General features: G+C 30.6%; 11 protein-coding genes. 5 read left to right on the plus strand and 6 right to left on the minus strand.

The features are described from left to right. Position 1: 1 nt before the first annotated feature. Both IPZ78_RS02690 and IPZ78_RS02695 read left to right on the plus strand, forming a co-directional pair. Positions 2–3,205 (plus strand): SusC/RagA family TonB-linked outer membrane protein, encoded by a 3,204-nt coding sequence (locus IPZ78_RS02690; protein ID WP_225551390.1) that lies wholly within the window; start codon positions 2–4, stop codon positions 3,203–3,205. A 16-nt stretch (positions 3,206–3,221) separates the two neighbouring features. Further along, positions 3,222–4,577, plus strand: coding sequence for a RagB/SusD family nutrient uptake outer membrane protein (locus tag IPZ78_RS02695; protein ID WP_225551391.1), 1,356 nt, complete (start codon positions 3,222–3,224; stop codon positions 4,575–4,577). A 34-nt stretch (positions 4,578–4,611) separates the two neighbouring features. On the opposite strand, the gene IPZ78_RS02700 is transcribed toward IPZ78_RS02695, so the two are convergent. The 5 genes from IPZ78_RS02700 to IPZ78_RS02720 all read right to left on the minus strand — a co-directional run bounded on the left by IPZ78_RS02700 (position 4,612) and on the right by IPZ78_RS02720 (position 8,074). Then, positions 4,612–4,998: a hypothetical protein gene (locus IPZ78_RS02700; protein ID WP_225551392.1), complete on the minus strand. Its 387-nt coding sequence runs from the start codon at positions 4,996–4,998 to the stop codon at positions 4,612–4,614. Positions 4,999–5,197: 199 nt separating this feature from the next. After that, a complete protein-coding gene (locus IPZ78_RS02705; RefSeq protein WP_225551393.1) occupies positions 5,198–5,683 on the minus strand; it encodes a MauE/DoxX family redox-associated membrane protein in 486 nt (161 codons plus the stop codon). A gap of 123 nt (positions 5,684–5,806) precedes the next feature. Continuing rightward, positions 5,807–6,391 carry a cyclic nucleotide-binding domain-containing protein gene (locus tag IPZ78_RS02710; protein ID WP_225551394.1) on the minus strand — a complete coding sequence of 195 codons (585 nt, stop codon included), beginning with the start codon at positions 6,389–6,391 and terminating at the stop codon, positions 5,807–5,809. 41 nt (positions 6,392–6,432) lie between these two features. After that, positions 6,433–7,131 (minus strand): ATP/GTP-binding protein, encoded by a 699-nt coding sequence (locus IPZ78_RS02715; protein WP_225551395.1) that lies wholly within the window; start codon positions 7,129–7,131, stop codon positions 6,433–6,435. Further along, positions 7,124–8,074: an AvrD family protein gene (locus IPZ78_RS02720; protein ID WP_225551396.1), complete on the minus strand. Its 951-nt coding sequence runs from the start codon at positions 8,072–8,074 to the stop codon at positions 7,124–7,126. Before IPZ78_RS02720 ends, IPZ78_RS02715 begins: the two co-directional genes overlap by 8 nt. Positions 8,075–8,394: 320 nt before the next feature. Between IPZ78_RS02720 and IPZ78_RS02725 the strand changes: the two genes are divergently transcribed. From IPZ78_RS02725 to IPZ78_RS02735, 3 genes are all read left to right on the plus strand, one after another. Continuing rightward, on the plus strand, positions 8,395–9,018 hold the full coding sequence (locus IPZ78_RS02725) for a hypothetical protein (RefSeq protein ID WP_225551397.1): 624 nt from the start codon (positions 8,395–8,397) through the stop codon (positions 9,016–9,018). A 1-nt stretch (position 9,019) separates the two neighbouring features. Further along, positions 9,020–9,379 carry a hypothetical protein gene (locus tag IPZ78_RS02730; RefSeq protein ID WP_225551398.1) on the plus strand — a complete coding sequence of 120 codons (360 nt, stop codon included), beginning with the start codon at positions 9,020–9,022 and terminating at the stop codon, positions 9,377–9,379. Between the two features lie 149 nt (positions 9,380–9,528). Beyond that, positions 9,529–10,695 (plus strand): PH domain-containing protein, encoded by a 1,167-nt coding sequence (locus IPZ78_RS02735; RefSeq protein WP_225551399.1) that lies wholly within the window; start codon positions 9,529–9,531, stop codon positions 10,693–10,695. Positions 10,696–10,767: 72 nt separating this feature from the next. Here the strand turns inward: IPZ78_RS02735 and IPZ78_RS02740 are convergent, their stop codons facing one another. Continuing rightward, a complete protein-coding gene (locus tag IPZ78_RS02740) occupies positions 10,768–12,885 on the minus strand; it encodes a carboxy terminal-processing peptidase (RefSeq protein ID WP_225551400.1) in 2,118 nt (705 codons plus the stop codon). Positions 12,886–12,906 lie beyond the last annotated feature (21 nt).

Raw genomic sequence — 12,906 nt, forward strand, 5'->3', positions numbered from 1 at the left:
AATGATAAATATAAAATATACTATACTCTATATGGCTGCGGCAATGTTGCAATTAACATTAATTTTCGCGCAAACGAAAACATTTAAAGTTTTAAATGAAATATCTCATATTCCAATAAGCGATGTAAATATTATAGATGTAAGGAGCAATATTTCGATATATACAGATTCTGCAGGCTTATTTAAAATTAATTTAGAAAAAAACTATGAATTCAAACTTAGTAAAATAGGCTTTAAAACAATAGTTCTGCATTTAACATCGCAAAGCTCAAATGTTATATATATGCCAAGTGAAGAAAAATTGATTGAGGAAGCAATTGTTATACAAACTGGTTATCAATCATTAAACCCACATCAATCCACAGGGGCTTCTCATAGTTTAAGTTCGTCAGATATTCAGAAACAAATAGGTCGTAATATTTTAGGTCGTATTAATAATTTGTCACCTGGGGTAAGGTTTGATAACAAATCAACAAACTCAGAGCTTCAGAAGTTAAATATTAGCATTCGAGGAATGAGTACGATAGACGGTCCGCGAGATCCTTTAATTGTTTTAGATGGATTTATATATGAAGGGGACATAGATAATATAGACCCAAATTCAGTAGAAAATATAACGATATTAAAGGATGCGGCTGCAACATCAATTTGGGGTGCTCGAGCAGGTAATGGTGTCGTAGTTATAACCTCTAAAAGAGGGATATCCAACGGGAAATTAAATGTAAATTTTTCATCAAATTTTAATATATCAGAAAAGGAAGATCTTTATAGAATATTTCAAATGCCAGCCAAAGAATATATAGCTTTTGAAAAGTTGGCTTTTGATAAAGGATTTTATGATTCTTCCATAAAATTTACTCCATATTTTGCTTTAACCCCAGCTGTGACGATTTTTGAAAAAGTAAAAAATGGTGCATTGTCTATCAATGAGGCTGATGAATATCTCAAAAAATTTTATGAAATCGATGGACGTGATGACTATACTAAATATTTCCTTAGAAATTCAACTCTACAACAAAATATTGTTAATCTTAATGGTGGAAACAATTTTCATCGTTTTAATTTCTCCGCGTCAAATACTAATGAGAGAGGTGGATCATTCTCTAGTTATCGTAAGTTAAACTTAAATTTAAATGAGCGGATACAATTACATGAAAAGTTAGATGTATCTGTTACAGTAAATTTTGCGAAAAGCTTAATGAAACCTGGTTATAATCAGTATGCTTCATATACTGCACTAGGTAGATTTTATCCTTACATGGATTTAGTTAATGATATAGGGGAAGCAAATATTATAGAAGACGTATATAATAAATCTTATACAGATAACTTTCGTAAAGGACTTTTAAAATCTTGGGATTATAAGCCTTATGAGGATTTAAACTTCATTAAATATAATAATAATCTTCAGGAAATATATGCCGTTTTTCAATCAACATATAGAGTCATTCCGTCAATAAGTTTTAATGTTGCATACCAAACGCATAACCAAATTCAAGAGAATGACATTAATTATACTAAGGATAGTCGTCTTGCAAGAAATGAATATAATGCTTTTGCTCAATATAATACTTCTACAAATGCAATGGTTTTCCCTGTGCCCGATGGTGGTATAAGAGATTTTTCTTATGCAAAAACACTATCAAACACATTGCGTAGCCAATTGAATTATTCTCAATCACTTCAAAATATTGAATTGTCAAGTATTCTCGGTTTAGAAATGCGGGAGAAAATCACTGAAAATTCAAATTATAAAACTTATGGGTATCAGGAAGATCCTTTAACCAGCTTACCTGTAGATTTTGTAAATAACTTTCCTTTAGAAATAACTAAGGGTACTGGGCGTATTTCAGGTTTTCCAAGATTTAACAAGGCTGTTAATAGGTTTGTAAGTTTGTATGGAAATTTATCTTTATCATGGAAAAATAAAGTTGGTGTATCGAGTAGTGTGAGAAGAGATGGGGCTAATATCTTTGGAGCTTTAACTAATGACAAATGGAAGCCATTTTGGTCAATTGGTGCTTTTTATGATATTACAAAAGAAGATTTCCTAGATTTCAGTTACTTTAACTATTTTAAAGTTAGAAGTACATATGGGTTTAGTGGCAATGTAGACTTGAGAAAGACTCCATTGCCACTTGCTAATACTTCATCTAATTCACACTCACAGTTTCCTGCAATGGTAATTGGGACAATGAATGATCCATCACTTCGTTGGGAAGAAATTCGCCAATTAAACTTAGGATTAGATTTTCAAACTAAAAATAATGTAGTTTCAGGTAATATCGATTTTTATCATAAAAAAGGGGAGAATTTATATGGTCTTTCTACATATGATTATACTACTTGGGGAAGACAAGGGTTTATTACTAAAAATGTAGCTTCCATGGCTGGAAAAGGTATGGATCTAATGTTAACTGTAAAAAATATCAATCGAAAAATTAACTGGTCTACTAGATATATTTTAGCTCTAAATAAAAGTATTACCAAAAAATATTATCGTCAAAACGTGGTAAACGCTTCTGCTTTCTTGAATGACGGAACGATAATTACACCTGTTGAAGAATTACCACTTTATGGAATTGCTGGATTTAAATGGGGAGGATTGGATATAGAAGGAAATCCAAGGAGTTATGTTGATGGAGAAATAAGTAATAATTATGCTCAAATAATTAAGGAAGCTAATGAAAAGGGAATAGATGGAAATTTAATATTTTATGGATCAACTAAGCCTCAATTATTTGGCTCATTGGAGAACATTTTTACATTTAAGGATTTTTCATTTTCGTTTAATATTTCTTTCCAAGGAAACTATTATTTTCGGAAAGATGCTACAAGCTACTCAACTTTTTTAAGTAATGGTATTGCATTTTCAGATATTTTAGATAGATGGATGCAGCCGGGTGATGAAGTAAAAACTAATTCACCAAGTTTTGTTTATCCTGTACAAAGTCAACGAGATCAAGTGTACCGTCAAGCTGAAATCAATATATTGAAAGCAGATCATATACGGTTTGAGTATATCAATGTAAGCTGGAGAAAAAAAATACTTTTAGCAGAGCATAGTTACCTATTTGATATTTTTCTTAATGCTAGCAATATTGGGTTGATTTGGGTAAAAAATGAATATGGTATTGATCCAGAGTTTCAGAATCGTCAATATCCTTTACGAACCGCCGCTCTAGGCTTCAAATTGAATTTTTAATATAATAAAGATCAACATGATGAAGAATAAAATTCAAAATACTCGATTTTACCTAGTCTTTGTAATATTTTTATGTCTAGGTTGTGATAAATATTTAGATGTTAAATCAAACTACAATTTATCAATTCCTGATAATTATGAAGTGTTTCAGAAACTATTAGACAATGCAACGGTAATGAATCTATCTACCAATACGTTTGGTGAAATATCTGCAGATGATTATTATATTACCGACCAAATTTATAATGGATTTTCTGAACTTAACCAGGGTGATTATGTGTGGGAAACAATTGAATACAAATATCCAAATGATTGGGCAAGTAGTTATCTAATTGTTTATAATGCGAACCTAATTCAAGATCAATTAAAAAAAATTAATCAAAGTAATTATGATAACTTAAAACATAACGAGATTTTAGGAGCATCTCATTTTTATAGAGGGTTTACTTTTTTTAATTTGCTCTGTATATATTCTAATGCTTTAAAAACTGATTCATCAGTTAATGGGTTGGGAATTGTATTAAGAAAAACTGCAGATCCAACGGAACCATCAATCAGGGCGACTTTAGTAGAGAGTTTTCAATTTATAATAAGTGACTTAGTTTATGCAGCGAAATTACTTCCTTTAAATACGGAACATGTTTTAAGACCGTCTAAAAAAGCCGCATGGTCTATATTAGCTAGAGCATATTTATATGGAGGAGAATATGAAAAAGCTTATCTATATGCAGATTCTGTGTTAAGTGTAAAGGGGGATTTGATTGATTACAATAATGATGCAGATGTTAATTCTTCTGCTAGTTATCCTTTTAAACGATATAATAAAGAAACCATATTTTACGCTGAGATGACCAAAAATATTAATTATGGTTTTGTTGATTCCTTATTATATGATTCATATGATACGAAAGATCTAAGGAAAAAATTATTTTTTAAAAATAATAATAAACCTTTCGCATTTAAAGGAAGTTATTCTGGAAGAGCTAATCTTTTTTCAGGAACAACAACTTCTGAAATGCTTCTGATAAAGGCGGAAGCTCTTATTCGAAGAAATGATTATTCAAGTGCAAGGTTGATATTGGAGTTATTAGCTGAGAAAAGATTTATGAAAGATCTAAACTATGAAGTAGTACCTCAAAAAAACGAAGATCTTCAAAACTATCTAATGGAAGAGCGAAGAAGAGAGTTAATTTTTAGAGGACAAAGATGGCCAGATCTGAAAAGGTATAATTTAGATGGACTTAATAAAACTATTTATAGATTTGTTAATGGGAAGAAATATAATCTAGCTCCCAACGATAAACGATATGCATTACCTATACCCAATGATATAGTTATTATAACAGATGTCGCTCAAAATCCTAAGAACTAGATTTGTGGCTGCCGTAATTACGGCAGCCATAAATCTAGTTCTTATTGTGAATAGTAGGCTCTGATCCAGGTCCGCTTAATTTCTCTGGAGCATATTGATTTGATCCGTTGTTTTCCGCTGTAAGTTCTATTTGGCTTCCATTTAATGTTCGAGTTGGAAAAGTGCCGGTGAGGTCTGTATCTTCGACTGTCATTGAGCATGCAATTGTGCCAGTATCACATTCTTCACCATTGGGTTGTTCTCTCCAGTTTGCTGGATTTGTTACAGAGTTTGGGTCGGAGGTGTCGCCATGAAAATACAAAGTAATCGGGGAAATAAATCTAGAAACCTCCAAGTTTTCTTTGAATGACATCAAAGTCACACTGCTTATTGCAATAATTATTGCTGCAAAAGCCATAAAATAATTTTTTAAATTTTTCATTTCAGTAGATTTTGTGGTTAAACTAAGTAACCTAGTGTTTAAATATTTTATTAAATAAGTACTATAGAGAACTCTTTAATAGTTAGATTTCAATTGTTATCAAGATTTACTTCCTTTTTTGTTCGATGTCTAAGTAAAACTAATTGATAATCATAAAAGCACTTTGGCTGGCTCTGCCCTTTACTTTGAATACCTAGATTCAACGATCAGATACTTTTTGTTTTTGATAATTTGATTTTGAAATTTTAAATATTGTGAATTGAGAAATGGAGTCTTTTTTAATTTTTATACCTAGTGTCAGTCCTACTAAGCTGATCACTAAATATGCTATATTAAACATTAAATGTTCTGTCCAATTCAGCCCAGATATAACTGAGCCACAACCACAAGGAAGTTTTTCCCATGTCCCAATTACAGCTAAAGCGACATATGATGTAAATATTGCCATTAATATGCTCGATAGAAACAGTCCTAATAGTCGTAATCGATCTATTAGTAGTAAAGTAATTGTAACTGTTTCTATTATTGGCAAAAAGGATATTACGAAAAAGGTTAGATACCTAGGTAAGGGTTGACGTAATATTCCACTTTGGAAATTGTTAAAATTTATAATTTTATCTAAAGTAACTGGAATCCAAAGTAGTAGTAGTAAAACTATAGTAGTGTGGTAAATGTTCTTTTTCATTTTTAAATAATTCGTTAATTATTGGTTTGCGAATGAAGAATAAATTTAAGTCACATTTTAAGGGATAAATTGTGCTATTGATTATAATTAACTAAAAAATTATTTATATTTTATAATATGGGATTATAGTTCTTTATGTCTAAGAAACTTTTCAAGGGATGAATAGTATTGCCTAGTGTTAGAGAATCCTAGTAAAGAACAAATTTGGTTTATTGTCAATTGATTTTTTAAATCTGGGAAATATCGATAAAAATAAATTAGTTTTTGTTCGTTCTTTAACTGCTGTATGTGGAGTAAATTAATGCAAATTGTAATGTGCTGTTGTTTTAAGATGTGATACATTAAGTTAAATTCAGGAAAGAATTTTATTGCCTCTTTGATATGGACGACATTAATGATAAATGCTTCGCTTTTTTTAAGAAAATGTATATTCTCTGCAGCCCCATTACTGCTATATATGTGTTTAGTTCCTACAAAATAATTTAACGGTGTGATAACCTTGGTTAATACATTATCAAAATTCTTATTGGTTATACTGTTTCCAACCAAGCCATCTAATAATATTCCGAATAAGTTATTGTTTTGATTTTGCTGAACGAATATTTCTTCTTTATCATAGGATTTAATTTTTCCATACTTTTTGAGAAAATCTTCTCCCTCACCGCTCAAAGAAGTGTGTTTAGAAAAGAGTTGTTTAATCCTATGCATTGTTTGATTAATTATTTCAATGTATACTCTTAATAATTGTATTAATGTTCGACCGAAATATTATCAAAGTTCAGTAGACGATATGTTTTTGCGTATTCTATACAAGATGGAATGTCAAATTTTGGCTTTAGTTTTAAAATATCTAATACCTGTTTTAGTCTACTTTCAATACTACCATTGATTATATGAGGAACTATATTTAAATCTTTGTAAGTTTCTAATAATAGACTTTCTGAAGCTTTCCTGAATGATTCTGATGTGGGTCTGTGTCCGTCTGAGATAAAGGGAAATTCAATAGGTAAATGAAAGAATATATCGTATTTTTTCTGGGTGTAAATTTTGGCAATACCCTCAAAACTAGTCAGAAGTTTTTTGAAATCTCTATATGAGCTATAATTAAGGATTTTCCTGAGAAGCATTTTATATGGGTATTCATCTGGATAAGCGCCGGTAATGAGCCTAGTACTTCCATATAACCATTCCTGAAGAGGGCAACCGTCAGATATAAAACTTCCTTTAAGATCTGCCTCTTTTCTTATTCTATCTTCAAATCTTTTTAAACCTAGGCATATAAGTTCTGTATAGCGACAATTTCTAAGGTTTTTTCCCGGAAAAAGCTTCGGTAGGATCTCTCGCATAGTTAAGGCATGTGTCGCAGGAATTCCAGAAGCTTTTTCAAGAGCGAGAGTGAGAGTTGTTTTACCTGTACAATAAGTGCCACTAATAACTATTCTATTCATATTTATTTTGCTTTTGTGCTAATTGGAAAGTTCCAATATAATTGCCTACAGTTCCATTTAACTTGATAAGATTCCATTTTATACCACTTAATGTTATCTCACGTGTGTCTTCAAAAGTTATCGAGGCATTAATCGTTTCTTTAAATAAAGGCCTTTCTTGAAATAGGTGCATTTTTCTGAGCCAAATATTTTGGCTGTTCTTTCTGTCAGAATTTGTTAGCTTATAGAGTAGAGATTGCATTAACTGCCCGTAAATTCTTAAAGCATCTGTAGGAAGTAAATTGTTGCGTGCACTTCCTATGCCATCAAATGTATTTTCTAGTAATAGGTGCTTATATAAAACTGTAGTAGTAATTGTTTTCGAATCTAAATTAATTTCAAGTGGTGCAAAATTTATTTGAGTAGATTTATAACCAATAGAATGAAGTTGCTCATATTCAAGTGAAATTAATTCATCTTTTTCAAGAGATTTGTGGGTAGAGTATCCTCTATGATCTACAGTTACTTTTATTTTAGCATGATTTTCAAATTGAATTTCAAGATGAGAAATATAACCTTGTAAACTATTTTTATCTGATGAAGTACTTAGAATTTTAGCTATGAAATTATATGTAGCAATAGGCATGCAATTGTAGATTTGAATTGAAAAAGTTTTTAGGAAGGCTCTATTGGTGTCAGTAATATTTATTTTGCATAGTCGATTTAATACACTCGTGGAAATACGTAGGCTAAAGGCCATTAATTCTATACTTCCAATATGTATAGGTTCTCCATGAGGTCGTTTTGGACCATTATATTTTACAGCTATTTGACCATAGATTTCTTTGGAGAATATTTCTAAATTTTCAAGATCAATGTTGAAATAACGAAAACCATTACTGAAATATCTTTTTTCTGATTTGCCTAATATCTGCTCAATAGTTGTGGTTGATAATGATTGCATAGTAGTATATTTTACATTATGCGAAGTTATTTACCCGTTAAACAATTAAAAATCCCGTTATTTTATAATTTTTTAACGATATAGAAGAATGTATGTATTTATGTTACAGTTTATTTGTTAATAATGTAAAGAAAAGTAGGCATATTACATGTAGTTTAAAATCATGTAATATTATTACATAAATTTCTTATTGAGAATAAATTTCTCTAAAAATCATGGGGAGTTTCGAGTTTCTAGTGCTTTATATAAGTAAAGGGAAGGAGAATTTATTTCATAAGGAATATTTTAATTTCGTTATACAACCTACATCCATCTTAATTATGAAAACACAAAGAGAACTTTTCGATTTTATTGTAGCAAAAGAATTTAAAAGGAAAAAAGACATGTATACATCTATTTCAGATTTTTTATATGTTAGTGAACATACTGTATCCAAATGGAGTTATGGAACCTCGGTAATCAATTATGACTATTTGAGTAAAATTGTAAAACATTTTAACATAAAACCTGATGAAATATTCAACACAAAATCGGATTTTTTTTGCGCAAGATATAAACCGCTTAATATGCGTGATGTTTCGGAATATCGCGAATATATACAAAGTATAGATAATCTTTTATTTGCAGCTTCAAAAAGTCATAATACTAAAATTTCATTTCAAGCAGATGAAATCCCCATTTTTCATTTTATGCCTTATAAAAAACTCACCTATTTCAAATTATACGTATATGCATATGATATGAGCAAATTGGAAATATCATACGAGCAATATGTTAAAGAGTTAGATTCTTATAAATTGGAGCCGATTTATGATTCCATTGCTTTAAATTACGATAAGATTGAAAGTATTGAAATATGGGATAATGGTATAATTGATAATTTATTAGCACAAATAGAGTACATTGATGAATTGGAGCGATTCGAAAATTTAACTGTTAGATGATTTGCTCGATTTATTAGAAAGATTTCAATCATTAGCTACTGCTGGTGAAAAATCATCGGGTAAGAGATTTGATTTTTTTGTTAAGCCCTTCCCGTTAGGTAAAAGCTTTATGATTATTGATTCTATACAGCAGCAAAGTGTTTCTGTCAAAGTGGATACTATTAATAGTTTAACAATAATTCAAGAAAACATAATTAATGAATATTATACTACTTTCTTATCGTCTAGAGATAAATCACTGGCTTTAGGAATTGGATCTGAGAGGGATAGGTTAAGGTATTTTAGAAACCTTAAAGAAAAAATAGTTAGTATAAAAAATAAGGATAATTGTCTTAATACGAGGGGTGATATTTCCAATTAGATTCTTTTTTATTTACTTAAATATTTAGTTGATAAAATCTGTTTTACTTAGCTTATAAATTTATTATATAGCTGTAATATTCTATTGACTTATCCCCTGGTTATTTAACAAAATCACAATTGTATTTCTTAATATATGAATCTCATCAAATGATATCATGTTTTTCACATTTACTGAATAAAATTCATATAGAATTTTGTAAGTCCGATCAAATAATTACAGAACATCGTTTAAATTCTATAAATGAGGTTTTAGGTGATTTTGAAAAAGATTTAGCGAGCTTTCGCTTCGAAATTATTGAACTTTTGACGAATGAACCAAATAAAGCTGTTGGAAAATTAAATTATTCCATAATAATAAGTAACCAAATATTCGCAAGCCTATTATTAACAGTTAAAATTAGAAGAAGCAATTCTAATGAACGTATTAAATATCTTAAAATATTAAATTTAATTGAGGAAATTTTAGATTACAGAGAGCATGTTAGATGTGATGTAATTGATGAATTACCTGTAACTAATTATAGACTTTCTACGATCAAGTTTGTATACAATGAAAAGTTGAAAATTTTAAGGTTGAATTTGGTCGAATACAATATTAACAACGAGTTAATTGATTTGGTCTTAAATGAATTGCGCAATGTAATTACTAAAAAAGTTATTCTGCAATCTGAGTTGGTTTATGCAATAGAATTAATCTCTATTCTAATGAAAGAACCTCTAACTAATGAAAGGATTTATCAAATTTTGATTGAGTATGATTTTAATTGTACTGTTTTCTTACAGTATTGTTTAAATAAATCTAACGAATTGCTGGTGCAGGATTGTAGTCTGCACCAACAATTAAATGGGATATTTACCTTGGAGGAAAATTTAAATATAATAGTTCAGTTACAAAATGGTAAAAGATTGTTGAAAAACAAGTCTTCTATAGCTGATGAACTTAAAAAATATTATAAACAGAATAAAGAGTTGATTATTCAGCGAATAGATAACAAAAGGGCTGAATTGCTTGATAGTAAGCTTTGGGAAGAAAGTGAAAAAATAACTTTAAATACTTCTGTTTCTCAATTGGCATTATTAATTCGTTTGTTCATTGATATTGGATTTCTGCCAAAAGATAATTTTAGGAAAACTTTCGGCTTTTTTACGAAGCATTTCAGAACAGCATCAACTGTCTTTATGTCAAGAGATAGTCTTCAGAAAAAATCATCAGATGTAGAATTTGCAACTGCTTTAAAAGTAAAATCAATTTTACTTGATATGGTAAATATTGTTAATAAAAATCATAATGCCTCTCACTATAGAGATTCCTAAGATATAATAGAACTATACAAGATTCTAATAAAAAAATCACAGCTTGCGAAATTTTCGCAAGCTGTGATTTTTTTATTTTTTTAATGAAATATAATCCTTCATTACATTTAAGCTTTCTCCTAAGATAAAGTCAAATTCCACTTTGGGTTGTGGCTGACCTTCTTTCCATAATGGCATATTATGTAATTCTAGAAGCTTATTTAGACGATTTCTGTTCTTTGTCTTATTCTCATCTCTTTCTTTCTTTAATTTTGTCTCACTCAAAGAAATTGGTGTTCTAGAATTAAAGTTTTTGGTAAATTCTTCAATATCTTCTAATAAGAACTTGTACTCTGCAGAATTTTTCATTCTAGCAGTGTGTTTAGTTGATAGTTGTGTATTAATGGTTTTCAAATCACCAATTTTATTAAAGTTGGTTGATTTAATCTGATCCCATGGCAGCGCTGCTGGCTCTGAACTTTCTCCGTATTTTTCAGCTGTAAATTGTGTAGGGAAAGTGATGTCAGGATCAACACCTTTATGCTGTGTACTACTACCATTAATTCTATAGAATTTGGCTATAGTAACATTGATTTGACCAAATTCAGGAGCGCCATTAGGTGTGTCCGCATCTTTAGTTTCACCTGCAGCTTTTAATTTTAGTTTATTCACTGAGCTAATGAATCTGGACATATCTACAGCAGACTGTACAGTTCCTTTTCCATAGCTTGAGGAGCCAAGGATAACACCTCGTCCATAATCTTGTATTGCTCCGGCAAAGATCTCAGATGCAGAAGCTGAATAGCGGTTAATAATTACTCCGAATGGACCTTTCCAAGCAACATTGCTGTCCTCATCTTGATGAATCTCTATTTGACCTCTAGTGTCCTTAACTTGCACAACAGGTCCTTTCTCAATAAATAATCCAGTAAGTTCAATTGCTTCTTGTAATGATCCACCACCATTATTTCTTAAATCTAAGACTACAGCATCTACATTCTCTCGATTTAATGTGTCAAGAATTAAGCGAACATCACGTGTAGTACTTTTGTAGTTAGGGTCGCGTTTACGATAAGCTTCAAAATCGATATAGAATTTGGGTAATGTGATCACGCCAACTCTATAGTTCTTTCCGTCTTCTCCTTTTACCGTTTTTATTGTTTTTTTAGCAGACTCTTCTTCGATGACGATTTTGTCTCGTGTCAATTTAACGATTGCAGGTTGTACAGAAATATCCTGACCTGCAGGCAAAATTTTCAGACGAACGACTGTGCCTTTTTTACCTTTTATCTTCGCTACGGCAGCATCTAATCTCCAGCCGATTATATCTTCAAATTCGCCATCACCTTGAGCTACGCCGATGATACGGTCGTCAATTTTTAAAGACTTGTCTTTAAATGCAGGGCCTCCAGCGATAATTTCTTTAATGGTCACCATTTCGTTCTCCATTTGTAATCTCGCTCCAATTCCTTCTAAAGTATTAGACATATCTTCATTGAATCGCTGCGCGAATGAAGGGTTATAATAGGTGGTATGCGGATCAATTGCATTTGTATAAGCAGACATAATCAACTGAAATGCATCATTTGAGTTTGTTTGTTTGGCTTGAGATATCAGGTTGGTGTATCTCTTTTTGAGAGTCTCTTTGTGTTTTGCTGATTCATCTTTGCCTTCAGCCGAGGTCAATTTTAAACTTAATAAGTCAAATTTAACACGTTTACGCCACTGTTCTTTCAATTCAGCATCTGATTTGAACCAATTTAACTTATCTCTATAGTTTACATATGATTCTTCTTTAGTAAGATCATGCGTGGCATCAATTTGTGCTAAAGCATATTGTAAAACTTCCAATGATCTTTTGTTGTACGTATTGAAAATATGAAATGCACTCGACAAATCACCATTTTTGAAATCTTGACTAATTGAGTTGCGATATACTTGAAATTCATCTACATCAGATTGGAGTAGGTAGTTTTTGCCTTCGTCCAAAGTTTTTATGAGGTTATCATATACTATATTAGATATCGAATCGCTTGCAGAGACTTTTTTATAACTGTAATTCTCTAGAATTCCTACTACTTCTTTAGCAATCACTTCATGTTGCAAGGAAGGTTTTAAGTTCACCCCAACTTCTTCTATAATTACACGCGGTTTCGATCCACACGCTACTACAGAAATAAATGCTAAACAAACTAAAAAATTTTTAAACATATAAATTGTATTATGAAATAA

Source organism: Sphingobacterium bovistauri, from assembly GCF_020295405.1.
Lineage (GTDB): Bacteria > Bacteroidota > Bacteroidia > Sphingobacteriales > Sphingobacteriaceae > Sphingobacterium > Sphingobacterium bovistauri.